Source organism: Luteipulveratus flavus (genome assembly GCF_029439465.1).
Taxonomy (GTDB): Bacteria; Actinomycetota; Actinomycetes; order Actinomycetales; family Dermatophilaceae; genus Luteipulveratus; species Luteipulveratus flavus.
This window is the reverse complement of the sequence record NZ_JAROAV010000027.1, coordinates 59,275-72,894: the sequence shown is the minus strand read 5'-3', so window position 1 is coordinate 72,894 and position 13,620 is coordinate 59,275. Positions and strand designations below refer to the sequence as shown.

Here is a 13,620-nt window from a genome sequence, read left to right as displayed (position 1 = left end):
GCCCCGGTCGCTCAGGCGGTCTCGACCTGGACGAACGGGGGCTTGACGACCTTCGCGGGCACGTCGCGTCCGCGTACGTCGACGACGACCTCGTCACCCTCCTCGGCGCCCCGGTCCAGGAGCACGAGGGCGATGCCCTGCTTCAGGGTGGGCGACATGGTGCCGGAGGTGACGACGCCGATGACCGTGCCGTCGGCGTTCTTCACCTCGCACTCGGCGCGCGGGATGCCGCGGCCGGTCGCGAGCAGGCCCCAGGACAGGCGGCAGGTCTTCTCGGCGCGCTGCGCCTCGAGGACCTTCTTGCCCCAGAAGCTCTCCTTCTTCCAGCCGACGGCCCAGCCGGCGCGGGCCATGTTCGGGGTGATGTCCATCGTCAGCTCGTGACCGTGGAGGGCGTACCCCATCTCGGTCCGCAGCGTGTCGCGGGCGCCGAGACCGCACGGGAGACCGTCGTACGGCTGCATCGCCTCGACGAGCGCGTCCCACAGCGCCGGCGTGTCCTCCCAGCGCGGCACCAGCTCGAAGCCCTTCTCGCCGGTGTAGCCGGACCGCAGCACGATGACCGGGCGGCCCTGCCAGTCGGCCTCGGTGAAGGACATGTACTCCAGGTCGGTCGGCAGGCCGAGCGCCTCGACCACCTCGACCGATCGCGGGCCCTGGACGGCGATGATCCCGAAGTCCGAGTGCTGATCGGTGACCGAGATGCCCTGCGGCACCACGGCGTTCATGCGCCGGACGACCTCGGCGGTGTTGGCGGCGTTGGGGACCAGGAAGACCTCGTCCTCGGCCTTGAAGTACTGGATCAGGTCGTCGACGACGCCGCCGGTCTCCTCGTCGCAGCACATCGTGTACTGCGCCTTCGGGGGCTCGACCTTGCGCAGGTCGTTGGTGAAGCAGGAGTTGACGAAGTCCGCGGCGCCCGCGCCCTTGACCAGTGCCTTGCCGAGGTGGCTCACGTCGAAGATGCCGACGCGCTCGCGTACGGCGGTGTGCTCGCGCAGGACGCCGCCACCCGGGTACTCGATGGGCATCTCCCAGCCGCCGAAGTCGGCCATCTTGGCCCGCAGCGCCGTGTGGCGGTCGTGCAGCGGGGAGGTCTTCAAGGGGTCACCTGTCATGCGCGAACGGTATCGCCGGGCACCTCGTTATCCTCGCCTGGGACCGACAACGCAGCCGGTCCTCCGAACGAGAGCCGGGAGGCAATCACTGTGACGACGTTGACGCTGACGGACCAGAAGACCGGCGAGGTGAAGGCAGACGTGCTGGTGCTCCTGTCCGTCACGCTCGACGACGGCGTACGCCTGGCCAGCACCGACGGGCTCTCCTCCGAGTCCGTGGACCACATCGGCGCCACCCTGACCGCGATCGGCGCCAAGGGCGGCGCGGACGAGGCCATCAAGCTCACCGGGGTGCCCGGCGTGACTGCTCCCATCGTGGTCGTCGCCGGTACGGGCCTGGACCATGAGCCCACCGCCACCGACCACGAGTCGGTCCGCCGTGCGGTCGGCTCGGCCGTCCGCGGCCTGGCGGACACCGGGCACGCGGCCGTCGCCGCCCCCGGCTCGGACGCCGAGCTGGCCGGTGCGGCCGCCGAGGGCGCGCTGTTCGGCGCCTACGCCTTCACCGCGTACCGCAAGAAGGGTGGCGCGAAGGCGCCGGTCGAGCGGCTGACCGTCCTGAGCGGACAGGCCGGCGAGACGGCCGTCAAGGACGCGGTGCACCGGGCCGAGGTCGTCGCCGACAGCCAGGCGTGGGCCCGCGACCTGGTGAACACCCCGCCGAACGACCTCTACCCCGAGTCCTTCGCCGACGCGACCCGCCAGCGCCTGCAGGGCACCAAGGTCAAGGTCGACGTCATGGACGAGAAGGCGCTGGCCAAGGCCGGCTGCGGTGGTCTGATCGGGGTCGGGCGTGGCTCGTCCCGCCTGCCGCGCCTGGTCACGCTGACGTACAAGCCCGCGAAGGCGACCCGGCACATCGCGGTCGTCGGCAAGGGCATCACCTTCGACTCCGGTGGCCTGTGCATCAAGCCCGCCACCGGCATGGTGACCATGAAGTGCGACATGGCCGGCGCCGCGGCCGCGGCCGCGGCGGTCGACGCCGTCGCCCGGCTCGGCCTGCCCGTCGCGATGACCGTCTACCTCTGCCTGGCCGAGAACATGACCGGCTCGGACGCCCAGCGCCCCGGAGACGTCGTCACGATGCGCAACGGCAAGAGCGTGGAGATCATCAACACCGACGCCGAGGGCCGCCTCGTCATGGCGGACGGCCTCTCGTACGCCTCCGAGCAGCAGCCCGACCTGGTCATCGACATCGCCACCCTGACCGGCGCGGCCGTGATGGCGTTCGGCGGTCAGGTCGCGGCGGTTCTCGGCAACGACGACACGACCCGTGACCAGGTCATCGCGACTGCGGGGCGCGTCGGCGAGGACGCCTGGGCGATGCCGCTGCGTGAGGAGCTGCGCAAGCACATGGACTCCGACGTCGCGGACGTCAAGCACACCGGCCAGAAGGAGGGCGGCGCCATCACGGCGGCGCTGTTCCTGCGCGAGTTCGTCGGCGACGGCAAGAACGGCAAGCCGCTGCCGTGGGTGCACATCGACATCGCCGGTCCGGCGTTCAACGAGTCGTCCGCGCACGGCTACACGCCCAAGGGCGCCACCGGGTTCGGCGTGCGGACCCTCGTCGGCCTGGCCCAGGACCACGCCTGAGGAAGACACGACGAGAGGGGCCGGTTCGCGTCTGCGAACCGGCCCCTCTCGTCGTGCTGGTGGCCTCAGCCCCCGGACTTGCGGCGGAACATCTGCTGCGCGCCGCTGGTCTCCGGACCGTGGGATCCGTGCACCTTGCTGCGCGCGGAGTGGTCGGACACGTCGCTGCCGCCGTGGGACTTCTTCTTGTCCAGCGCCTCGCGGAACTTGCGCTTGGTGTCCTCGTCCGGTCCGGCGTTCTGGTCTGATCCGTCAGCCATGGTGTCCTCCTGATCGTTGGGCTCCTGGGCGTGCCGTCACTCTCGCACGCGCTCGGCTCGGCCCGCCAGGCAATTGCCCGATCGGCGCACCACCTCGGTGATGGCGCTCGAGAGCCGGGTGCCAAGATGGGCTCAGCGTCGGCCCGCCAGGACGTCGGGTCGCGCCGGACGACCGCACAGACGCAAGGGAGCGTTGGCACCATGACGGCAGAGGCCGCACCGACCCACGACATCGTCATCCTCGGAGGCGGCAGCGGCGGATACGCCTGCGCGCTGCGCGCGGCCGAGCTCGGCCTGTCGGTCGCACTCGTCGAGAAGGACAAGCTCGGCGGGACCTGCCTGCACCAGGGCTGTATCCCGACCAAGGCGCTGCTGCACGCCGCCGAGGTCGCCGACTCCGCCCGGCACGGTGAGTCGTTCGGGGTCAAGACCACCTTCGAGTCGGTCGACATGAGCGGCGTGCACCGCTACAAGGACGGCGTCGTCAGCCGTCTGCACAAGGGCCTGCAGGGTCTGGTGAAGGCGCGCAAGGTCGAGTACGTCGAAGGCGCCGGCCGGCTCACCGGTCCGAGCTCGGTGACCGTCGGGGACCGTGTCCTCACCGGCAAGCACGTCGTGCTGGCGACCGGCTCGTACGCCCGTACGCTGCCCGGCCTGGAGATCGGCGGCCGCATCGTCACCAGCGAGCAGGCCCTGACCCTCGACCACGTCCCCAGCCGTGTCGTGGTCCTCGGCGGCGGCGTGATCGGCGTCGAGTTCGCCTCCGTCTTCAGGTCGTTCGGCGCCGAGGTCACCATCGTGGAGGCGCTCCCCCGGCTCGTGGCGGCCGAGGACGAGGCCGTCTCCAAGCAGCTGGAGCGCTCTTTCCGCAAGCGCAAGATCGCGTTCAAGACCGGCGTGAAGTTCACCGGCGCCACGCAGAAGGGCGACGTCGTCACCGTCTCGCTGGAGTCCGGCGACAGCATCGAGACCGACCTCCTGCTGGTCGCGGTCGGTCGCGGCCCGGTCACCGACGGCCTCGGGTACGACGAGGTCGGCGTCGCGATGGAGCGCGGGTTCGTCCTCACCGACGAGCGCCTGCGCACCAACGTCCCGGGTGTCTTCGCCGTCGGCGACATCGTCCCCGGTCTCCAGCTGGCGCACCGCGGGTTCGCCCAGGGCATCTTCGTCGCCGAGGAGATCGCCGGGTTGTCGCCGGCACCCATCGTCGAGTCCGGCATCCCGCGAGTCACCTACTGCGACCCCGAGATCGCCTCGGTCGGCCTCACCGAGGCCCAGGCCAAGGAGGCGCACGGCGAGGTCGAGACGGTCGAGTACAACCTCGGCGGCAACGGCAAGAGCCAGATCCTGGGTACCCAGGGCTTCGTGAAGCTCGTGCGCGCCAAGGACGGTCCCGTCGTGGGCGTCCACATGGTCGGTGCCCGGATGGGCGAGCAGGTCGGCGAGGCACAGCTCATCGTCGGCTGGGAGGCCCTGCCCGACGACGTCGCGCAGCTCATCCACGCCCACCCGACGCAGAACGAGGCGCTCGGCGAGGCCCATCTCGCCCTCGCCGGCAAGCCGCTCCACCTGCACAGCTGACGGATGATCTCCATGACACCCGCGCCGACAACACTGCACATCCGCCACCAGATCCAGGAGACTGTCACCCATGTCTGAACGTGTGACCATGCCCGCCCTCGGAGAGTCCGTCACCGAGGGCACCGTGACCCGGTGGCTGAAGAACGTCGGCGACGAGGTGGCGGTCGACGAGCCGTTGCTGGAGGTCTCGACCGACAAGGTCGACACCGAGATCCCCTCCCCCGTCGCGGGCACGCTGCAGGAGGTGCTCGTCCAGGAGGACGAGACCGTTCCGGTCGGCGCCGACCTCGCGGTCGTCGGGGACGGTGCCGCTCCCTCCGGTGATGGGCAGGCGTCGGAGCCGGAGCAGAAGGCTGACGACAGCGCCGAGCAGGCGCAGCCTGCCGAGGCGGAACAGCCTGCCGAGGCGGAGCAGCCTGCGTCGACCCCCGCGCCGACCTCCGGTGGCGAGTCCTCCTCGGAAGGCGGGAGCGGCCAGCCGGCCGAGGGCGGCCAGGCGCAGGGCGGTGGCGAGGTGAGCGGTGGCGAGACCGTGACCATGCCGGCGCTCGGCGAGTCCGTCACCGAGGGCACGATCACCCGCTGGCTCAAGGCCGAGGGTGACGAGGTGGCCGTCGACGAGCCGCTGCTGGAGGTGTCCACCGACAAGGTCGACACCGAGATCCCCTCACCGGCCGCAGGCACGCTGACCAAGATCCTGGTCCAGGAGGACGAGACCGTCCCGGTCGGCGCCGACCTGGCGATCGTCGGCGGTCAGGCCGCCGGTGGTGGCGCCGCAGCCCCGCAGGAGGAGAAGCCGGCTCCGCAGGAGGAGACGCCCGCCGAGCCCGAGCAGAAGCAGTCCGAGCCCGAGCCGAAGGCGGCCGAGCCGGAGCAGTCCTCGGCATCCGACGCGCAGAAGGCGCCCTCCACCGAGCAGCCGGCCGAGGACGAGCCCACCCCGCAGCCCGCGGAGGAGAACCGCGCCGAGCAGCCGGCCGCCCAGGGTGCGCCGCAGCAGCCGGTGTCCGCGCAGCCGCCTACCCAGCAGGCCGCCCCCGCCTCGAGCACCTCCACCGCGCCGTCCGGTTCGGGCACGGCAGCCGGTGGCGACGAGGGCAGAGACGCTGCCGCGTACGTCACGCCGCTGGTCCGCAAGCTGGCGTCGGAGAAGAACGTCGACCTCGCCGGCGTGACCGGTACCGGGGTCGGTGGCCGCATCCGCAAGCAGGACGTGCTCGCCGCCGCCGAGGCTGCTGCTGCGCCGGCGCAGGCCGAGCCGGCTCCCGCCGCCGCCGCTCCGAGCGGTGGCGGTGGCGGTGCGAGCAAGACGCTCGCCGCCGTCTCACCGAAGCGTGGGACCACCGAGAAGATGAGCCGGATGCGCAAGCTCATCGCCACCCGGATGGTCGAGTCGCTGCAGGTCTCCGCCCAGCTGACGACGGTCCTCGAGGTCGACGTCACCAAGATCGCCCGTCTGCGCGCTCGCGCGAAGGCCGACTTCGAGCAGCGCGAGGGCGTGAAGCTGAGCTTCCTGCCGTTCTTCGCCCTGGCCGCCGTCGAAGCGCTCAAGGCGTACCCGCAGGTCAACGCCAGCGTCGAGGGCGACTCGATCGTCTACCACGCGAGCGAGAACCTCGGCATCGCGGTCGACACGGAGAAGGGGCTGTTCGTCCCGGTCGTCCAGAACGCCGGTGACCTGAACATCGCCGGTCTCGCGCGCAAGATCGCCGACCTCGCCGAGCGCACCCGCGACAACAAGGTCAAGCCGGACGAGCTCGGTGGCGGCACGTTCACGCTCACCAACACCGGCAGCCGCGGTGCGCTGTTCGACACCCCGATCATCAACCAGCCGCAGGTCGGCATCCTCGGGACGGGCGCGGTCGTCAAGCGGCCCGTCGTCGTCACCGACGCCGACGGCGGGGAGACGATCGCGATCCGGTCCATGGTCTACCTGGCGCTGTCCTACGACCACCGGATCGTGGACGGAGCCGACGCCGCTCGCTTCCTGACCGCGATCAAGGAGCGCCTCGAAGAGGGCGCCTTCGAGGTCTGAGGGAGACGAACATGACACAGCGCGTCGCCATCACCGGCTCGTCCGGACTGATCGGCGGCGCGCTGTCGTCGTCGCTGCGCGACCGCGGGGACGAGGTGGTGCACCTCGTGCGCCGGCCCGCGCGGGAGCCGCACGAGGTGACCTGGGACCCGAGCAGGCACCAGCTCGACCCGGCCGCCCTGGAGGGCGTGACCGCCGTGGTCAACCTCGCCGGTGCCGGGGTGGGCGACCACCGATGGACCGACTCCTACAAGCGCACGCTCGTCCGGTCGCGGCTGGACAGCACGAGCACCGTGGTGGACGCCATGACCGCGCAGGGCCACCCGATCCGGCTCGTCAGCGGGTCGGCGATGGGCTACTACGGCAACCGCGGTGACGACGACCTCGACGAGACCAGCGCCAAGGGCGACGGCTTCCTCGCCGACCTCGTCCGGGACTGGGAGGCGGCCGCCGCACCGGCGGTGGAGGCCGGCTGCCCGACCGCGTTCGTCCGTACCTCACTCGTGCTCTCCCGTCGCGGCGGGGTGCTGCAACGCATCGCGACCCTGGCGCGGCTGGGCCTGAACGGACCACTCGGCAACGGGCGCCAGTGGTGGTCCTGGATCAGCCTGACCGACGAGGTCCGAGCCATCGTCCATCTGATCGACCACCCCGAGGTGACCGGCCCGGTCAACCTCTCCGCGCCGGAGCCGGTGCGCCAGAAGGACTTCGCCCACGCGCTGGGCCGCGCGGTCCATCGACCGGCCGTCCTTCCTGCACCCGCGTTCGCGTTGCGCGTCGTCCTCGGCGAGATGGTGCAGGACATTCTCGGCAGCCAGCGGCTGCGGCCGTCGGTGCTTGAGCAGCAGGGATTCACCTGGGAGCATCCCGGGCTCGACGAGGCGCTGCGCGGCGAACTGCGCGACTGAGGACCGGTCAGCGCGGCGTCCAGGTGTCGATCCGCCAGCCGTGCGTCGTCCACCCCAGGGTCACCACCGCCTGCTCCCCCGCACTCGCCGGCACCGTGGTCCGCCTGCTCCCCTCCACCAGGGTGTACGCCGAGCGGTCGACCATCACGTCGACGAGGACGTGGTCGCCGGCCACCTCGACGGCGGCGCGCCGCACCGTGAAGGTCAGTCCCTCGTACCGTGCCGAGCGTGCGGCGGCCCGCTGGAGGTCGCCGCGGTCCTGGGTCCAGGCGGCAGAGCCCGTCACGAACGCGCCGCCGAGGTCGCTCTCCCGACCGGAGATCCAGGCGCGCGCCCGGGCGTCCGCCAGAGCCTGAACCACGCCCGCCGGATCGCTGCCGGCGGCCTCGGCCGAGGCCGGGTCGGCGGTGTGACGGACGCCGTTCGGATGTCCGGATGTCGGGGAGCTCGGACGAGGCACGGGAGCAGCGGCTCGTGCTGTCGCTGTCGACGCAGCACGGGCCGGGGACGGCACCCTGCTCACCGTTGAAGCGCTGCTCGTGAGGCGCGTCGCCGTCGGTCGAGGCGTCGCGGTGCTGGAGACCGGTGTCCGGGCCGTCGAGCGCGGCGCGGCGGTCGCCGGCGTCCCACTGGTCGCACTCGGTCCCGGTCGAGCCGTCGACACGGTCTGCGGCTTCGGCCCGGCGCCCGTCGCCGACGGGCCGATCGCCGCGTACCCGGCACACGCCGCACCGATGACACCGGCGACCACTGCAGTACGCGCGACGAGGGGCTGCCTCCACCACGCCACGACGTCCACCGCGGCGACCGGCTCGGCCCGCTCCCTGATCCGCTGGGTGAGACCAGCGGCGGGATCCGCGGCCGGCGCCGCACGTCGGCCGGTGGAACCCGCGACGGGTGCCGGCTCCGGCGCCGCGATGTCCCAGAGCCGCAGGGCGAGCTCGCCGGGCTCCGGCCGTGACTCCGGCGTGTGCGCGAGCGCGGTCAGCACGAGGTCGCGCAGCGCCTGCGGGGCCTGCGGGGCCACCTCGTCCAGGCCCGGACGCAGAGCGGCGGGCTCCGGCGGCCGCCCGACCAGCGCCGTCCAGGCGACAGCGCCCAGGGCGTACACGTCGGCGGGCGGCTCAGGCACGCCACCGTCGAGGACCTCCGGCGCGACGAACCCCTCGGTCCCCCAGACCCGCGGGTCGCTCATGCCGGCGAGCCGCGCCACGCCGAGGTCGGCGATCAACGGCCGTCCGTCGTCGGTCAGCAGGATGTTCGACGGCGAGAGGTCGCCGTGCACGAGGCCGAGGGAGTGCAGGTCGTGGACCGCGCGGGCGACCGGGCAGAGCACGGTGACGAGCTCGCCGACGGTGAGATGACCGCGCCCCGCGATGGCGTCGGCCAGCGACCCGCCCTCGGCCAGCTCGGTGATCAGCGCGAGCCGGCGAACGCCGCCCGACTCCACCAGCACGGTGTCCCGCAGCCGCAGCACGTGGTCGTGCTCGATCCGTCCGAGCAACGACAGCTCCGTACCCGCGTCCTCGCCGTCGTGCAGCATCTTCGCGGCGAGGCGCGCCCCGTCGCTGTCCCGGATGACGGTCCACACCTCGCCGGCGCCACCGGCACCGAGGAACGGCCCCGTACGGAAGCCCGGGATCACCGGCGGGACAGGCGGATTCGACGTGGGCGGGTCGAGCGGCATGAGGGACACAGTGCCATCCAACGACGCTGCGAAACGTTGTCCACAGGCACCGGGATAGGTTGCCGACCATGGAGGCCGCCGACCTGATGACCGCGGCCGCGGCGGCCGATCTGCTCGGTGTCCGGCGCCAGACGCTGTACGCGTACGTCAGCCGCGGCGTCCTCACCCGCGTCCACGGCACCGACGCGAGGGGCCATCGGGTCTCGCTGTTCGACCGGCGCGAGGTGACGGCTCTGTCCGACCGGCACCGCAGGCACCGCGTCGGCACCTTCGAGCTGCAGATCGACACGGCGGTGACCTACCTCGACCCGGCGGGACGTCTGCTGTACCGCGGCCGCGACGCGTGCGACCTGGCCGTCACGTCCACGTACGAGCAGGTCACCGAGATGCTCTGGGGCACCGAGCATCTCGGCCCGTGGTCACCCACCGACACGGGCAGGTCCGTCTGGGACCGGCAGGACCGGGTGTGTCCACCGGACTCGGCGCCGGCAAGCCGCCTCCGCGTCGCGCTCGCGCTCCTCGCCGCCGAGCCCGAGGTGGCCGGAGCCGCGCGCGCGGAGCCAGACCCGGACGCCGTACGCGACCTGGCTCGTACCGCGATCGTCACCGCTGCCGGATCGCTGGGCGCGGCTCCACGGGAGTGGCCGGGCTCCGTGGCCGCAGCAGCAGCCGGCGCGCTGACCCGCAGCGGCGAGGTCACCACCGAGGTCGAGCGGATGGTCGACGCGGCCCTCGTGCTGCTCGCCGACCACGAGCTGGCGACCTCCACGATCGCCGCCCGCGCCACCGCGAGCACGCACGCCGACCCGGTCGTCACCCTGCTCACCGGCGCGGCGGCCATGGGGGGCCCGCTGCACGGCCGGGCCGGCGAGGCGTCCGCGGCCCTGCTCGCGGACGTCCTCGAGCAGGGCGCCGGACCGGTGGTGAGCCGGTGGCAGGACGACCCACCTCCGGGCTTCGGCCACTCCGTCTACACCGACGCGGACCCGCGGGCGGAGTGCCTCCTCGACCTGCTCCGGGAGCAGCACCCGCGGCTGGTCGAGGCCGTCGACGACCTGTGCCTGCAGGTCCGCCGGGTCCACGGGCTCGCCCCGAACGTCGACCTCGCCATGGCGACCCTCGCCCACGCACTCGACCTGCGGTCCGGCTCGGCCGAGGCGCTCTTCGTCCTCGCCCGGCTCGCCGGGATGACCGCGCACGCGCTGGAGGAGCGGGAGCACCGCCTGCGGTTCCGGCCGCGCGCGATCTACACCGGTGAGGCGCCGGACTGACGCTCCTCGACGGTCGGGACCGGCTGGGACGGCGGCGGCCCGACGTACCGCGAGCTCGGCCGGATGATCTTGCGGCCGCGGCTCTGCTCCAGGATGTGGGCGGTCCAGCCGACCGTACGGCTGACGGCGAAGGTCGGCGTGAACATGTCGCGCGGGACACCGCAGGACTGCATGACGACGCCGGCGTAGTACTCGACGTTCGCTCGCAGCGGCCGGTCCGGCTTGGCCTCGTCCAGGACCCGGACGACCTCACGCTCGACCTCGACGGCCAGCTCGGCGGTGGCTCCCCCGAGCTCGGTGGCGGTCTCGCGCAGCAGCTCCGAGCGCGGGTCGAGCCCGCGGTAGACCGCGTGCCCGAAGCCCATCACCCGCTGACCGGCGGCCAGCTGGGCGCGAGCCCACGGCTGGGCGTTCTCCACCGTGCCGATCTCGTCCAGGGCGTCCAGCGCCCGCGAGGGTGCTCCGCCGTGGAGCGGCCCGGACAGAGCGCCGATGCCGGCGACCACGCAGGCCGACAGGTCGGCGCCGGTGGAGGCCACGACCCGCGCGGTGAACGTCGAGGCGTTGAACCCGTGGTCGATGGTCAGGCACAGGTAGCGGCCCAGCGCCCGCAGGTGCTCGGGCCGGGGCTCCTCGCCGGTCAGCATCCACAGGTAGCTGCCGACGACGCCGAGCTCGGGGCGCGGGTCGCGGACCTGCTCGCCCAGCCGGACCTGGCGCGCGGCGGTGACGAGCCACGGCACGACCGCCGCCGTACGGATCGCCGCGAGCTCCTTCTCCTGGTCCTCCAGGTCCCACAGGGGTCGGTCCCCGCGCAGCGCGCCGAGCGCCGACACGGCGGTGCGCAGGGAGACGAGCGGGTCGTCGCTCGCGCTCCGCCGCATGACCTCGACGAGGTTGGCGGCCAGGTCGCTCGGCAGCACCGCGTTGCGGGCGATGGTCGACCGCCAGTCGTCGAGCTCGGCGGCGTCGGGGAGGTGGCCGCGGACCAGGAGGTGCCACACCTCCTCGAACGACACGTCACGAGCCAGCTGCGTGGCGTCGTACTGCCGGTAGTGGAAGAAGCTCTCGGTGCCGCGGACGTCGCCGATCTCGGTGTCGGCGACGATCACACCGGCGAGTCCCGGTGGCGCGACGAGCGGTTCGGGCTGGGTGGATGTCGTCATGGGACGCACGTTCCGCCCGCGCCCCCGCGAGGGTCAACGTTGATCGTGTCAACGTGCGGGCTGCCGGGCGAGGAACGCATCGACCTCGGCCCGGGTCGGCGCCGTCGCCGGACCCTTGCGGGTCACCTTGATCGCTCCGGCGGCGTTCGCCCTCGTGGCGGCCGTGGTCCAGTCGGCGCCCAGCGCACGTTCCGCGGTCAGGACGCCGGTGTGGGCGTCGCCGGCGCCGTTGGTGTCGACCGGGTGCTGCGGGTAGCCCGAGAGGTACGTGATCCGCCCGGCCTCGCGCAGGTGGCACCCCTTCGGTCCGTCCCGGACGATGACCACCGCGCTCTTGCCGAGCCGGTCGGCCACGGACTCGACCGAGGCTTCGATGCTGTCGGCGCCCGTGAGCTCCTGCGCCTCCTGCGCGTTGCTGGTCCACACGTCGGTGACGGCGAGCATGCGATCGCGGACGTCATCGGGGAGCTGGGCGAAGGGTGCGCTCGGGTCGAGGACGACGACCACGTCCGCGGTCAGCGACTCCAGCCAGTCCAGCAGCGGAGCGCAGGTCTCGCCCAGCAGGGTGTACCCCGTGACGCACACCAGGTCGCCGTCCTGCGGCGCACACCGGTCGAGGGAAGCGGGGGTGATCCGCCGCTCGGCACCCTGGGTCGTGACGAAGGTCCGTTCGGCGCTCGGCTCGATCATCACGAAGCAGATCCCGGTGTCCTCGCCCTCCACGGGATCCGTGGCGAGCCGGACCTTCTCGGCGTCGAGCGTCTGGCGGACGAGGTCGCCGTTCGGCCCGCGCCCGACCGAGCCCGCGTGCACGGCCTCCGCCCCCGTACGGGCCGCGGCGACCAGGACGTTGACCGAGCCACCGGCGTACCGCTCGTACGACGTCGCCATCGCGTTGCCGCCACGGCGGGGCAGCCCCGGCACGTCGACGACCACGTCGACCAGCGCCTGGCCGGTGTGGACCACTCTGCTCACGAGTTCCCCTCCCTCAGCTGCAGGAGACCGGCCGCGACCGCGTCGAGGCTCAGCCCGTTGACGCTCTCGACCGTGGTGCACCAGTCGTCGGGAAGCCCGCTGCGGCCGACCGTCGCGCCGGTCATGGCTCCGAGCATGGCCGCGATCGTGTCGGTGTCGCCGCCGAGGCGCGCGGCCCGGCACAGCCCGTCCCGGGGAGAGGCGATCGCGACGTCCAGGAGCGCGAACGCGGCCGGCACCGACTCGGCCGTCGCGACGGTCGTGCCGACCACGGCGGTGATCCACTCCTCCAGCCGGTCCGGCTCGTACCGTGGCGCGTCGACCAGCACCCACTGCAGGCGTGCTGCGACGGACGGACCCGGGTGCTGTCGCCCGCGCGTCTCACCGAGCCGCGCGCAGGTGATCGCCGCGGCCACGACGTCGTCGTACGAGCATCCGTCGAGGGCGCACGACACCGCGGCGGCGACCGCCGCGGCCCCGGCGATCGCGGTGCCCGTGTGGTGGGTGGGCAGGCACGCCTCCACGACCCGGTCGACCAACGCCTCCGGGCCGTCCGACCACGGCACCGCCAGCGCGACCGGAGCGATGCGCATCGCGCCGCCGTTCGTGGTGCCGTCGAGTCCGGCGAGCCTGGGGTCCTCACCCGCACGGATCCGCTCGATCGCGCGCCGGGTCGAGGGGCCGAGCAGGTCCAGGGAGCCCGAGCCCTTCATCCGCTGCTCCCAGCGGTCCAGCGCCTGCGCCCAGCGCACCGGGTCGACATGGCCGCCGCTGGTGACCAGCTGGTCGGCGAGCAGCAGCGCCTGCTCGGTGTCGTCGGTGACCTGCCCCGCCGGCGCGGACGGGGCGATCGGCTGGTCCGGCGGCCCCGAGCGCAGGTCCTGCAGGACGCCGAACCGCTTGACGATCTCCGCCCGGGTGAACGCCTGGGTGGGCATCCCGAGCGCATCCCCCACCGCGAGTCCGGCGAGCGCGCCGTGGGCCCGGTCCAGCATCGTCGCCGACACGTCCATCTGGGGCTCCTCT

Annotated in this window: 11 protein-coding genes; 5 read left to right on the top strand and 6 right to left on the bottom strand. The window is 72.8% G+C overall.

Annotation, left to right across the window (positions count from 1 at the left end):
• Positions 1-11: 11 nt before the first annotated feature.
• Positions 12-1,118 carry a glycine cleavage system aminomethyltransferase GcvT gene (gene gcvT, locus P4R38_RS08555; RefSeq protein ID WP_275238989.1) on the bottom strand — a complete coding sequence of 369 codons (1,107 nt, stop codon included), beginning with the start codon at positions 1,116-1,118 and terminating at the stop codon, positions 12-14.
• A gap of 90 nt (positions 1,119-1,208) precedes the next feature.
• Between gcvT and P4R38_RS08550 the strand changes: the two genes are divergently transcribed.
• On the top strand, positions 1,209-2,711 hold the full coding sequence (locus tag P4R38_RS08550) for a leucyl aminopeptidase (protein WP_275238990.1): 1,503 nt from the start codon (positions 1,209-1,211) through the stop codon (positions 2,709-2,711).
• A gap of 65 nt (positions 2,712-2,776) precedes the next feature.
• Here P4R38_RS08550 and P4R38_RS08545 read toward each other — a convergent pair whose 3' ends face one another.
• Positions 2,777-2,971 (bottom strand): DUF5302 domain-containing protein, encoded by a 195-nt coding sequence (locus P4R38_RS08545; protein WP_275238991.1) that lies wholly within the window; start codon positions 2,969-2,971, stop codon positions 2,777-2,779.
• Positions 2,972-3,172: 201 nt separating this feature from the next.
• On the opposite strand from P4R38_RS08545, the gene lpdA reads away from it, so the two are divergent.
• The 3 genes from lpdA (at position 3,173) to P4R38_RS08530 (ending at position 7,495) form a co-directional block, all read left to right on the top strand.
• Complete coding sequence (gene lpdA, locus P4R38_RS08540) at positions 3,173-4,552, top strand: dihydrolipoyl dehydrogenase (protein WP_275238992.1); 1,380 nt, start codon at positions 3,173-3,175, stop codon at positions 4,550-4,552.
• A 70-nt stretch (positions 4,553-4,622) separates the two neighbouring features.
• Complete coding sequence (gene sucB / locus P4R38_RS08535; RefSeq protein WP_275238993.1) at positions 4,623-6,587, top strand: 2-oxoglutarate dehydrogenase, E2 component, dihydrolipoamide succinyltransferase; 1,965 nt, start codon at positions 4,623-4,625, stop codon at positions 6,585-6,587.
• Positions 6,588-6,598: 11 nt separating this feature from the next.
• Positions 6,599-7,495: a TIGR01777 family oxidoreductase gene (locus P4R38_RS08530; protein WP_275238994.1), complete on the top strand. Its 897-nt coding sequence runs from the start codon at positions 6,599-6,601 to the stop codon at positions 7,493-7,495.
• Between the two features lie 7 nt (positions 7,496-7,502).
• On the opposite strand, the gene P4R38_RS08525 is transcribed toward P4R38_RS08530, so the two are convergent.
• A complete protein-coding gene (locus P4R38_RS08525) occupies positions 7,503-9,182 on the bottom strand; it encodes a serine/threonine-protein kinase (RefSeq protein ID WP_275238995.1) in 1,680 nt (559 codons plus the stop codon).
• A 68-nt stretch (positions 9,183-9,250) separates the two neighbouring features.
• On the opposite strand from P4R38_RS08525, the gene P4R38_RS08520 reads away from it, so the two are divergent.
• Positions 9,251-10,453: a citrate/2-methylcitrate synthase gene (locus P4R38_RS08520; RefSeq protein ID WP_275238996.1), complete on the top strand. Its 1,203-nt coding sequence runs from the start codon at positions 9,251-9,253 to the stop codon at positions 10,451-10,453.
• Here the strand turns inward: P4R38_RS08520 and P4R38_RS08515 are convergent.
• Genes P4R38_RS08515 through P4R38_RS08505 form a run of 3 tightly spaced genes read right to left on the bottom strand, consistent with a single transcriptional unit; the run spans position 10,429 to position 13,607 of the window.
• Complete coding sequence (locus P4R38_RS08515; RefSeq protein ID WP_275238997.1) at positions 10,429-11,619, bottom strand: citrate synthase; 1,191 nt, start codon at positions 11,617-11,619, stop codon at positions 10,429-10,431. The two genes, P4R38_RS08520 and P4R38_RS08515, sit on opposite strands and share 25 nt — an antisense overlap.
• Before the next feature lie 48 nt (positions 11,620-11,667).
• On the bottom strand, positions 11,668-12,594 hold the full coding sequence (locus P4R38_RS08510) for a PfkB family carbohydrate kinase (RefSeq protein ID WP_275238998.1): 927 nt from the start codon (positions 12,592-12,594) through the stop codon (positions 11,668-11,670).
• On the bottom strand, positions 12,591-13,607 hold the full coding sequence (locus tag P4R38_RS08505) for an ADP-ribosylglycohydrolase family protein (RefSeq protein WP_275238999.1): 1,017 nt from the start codon (positions 13,605-13,607) through the stop codon (positions 12,591-12,593). The genes P4R38_RS08510 and P4R38_RS08505 overlap by 4 nt, the downstream gene beginning before the upstream one ends.
• Positions 13,608-13,620: the final 13 nt, after the last annotated feature.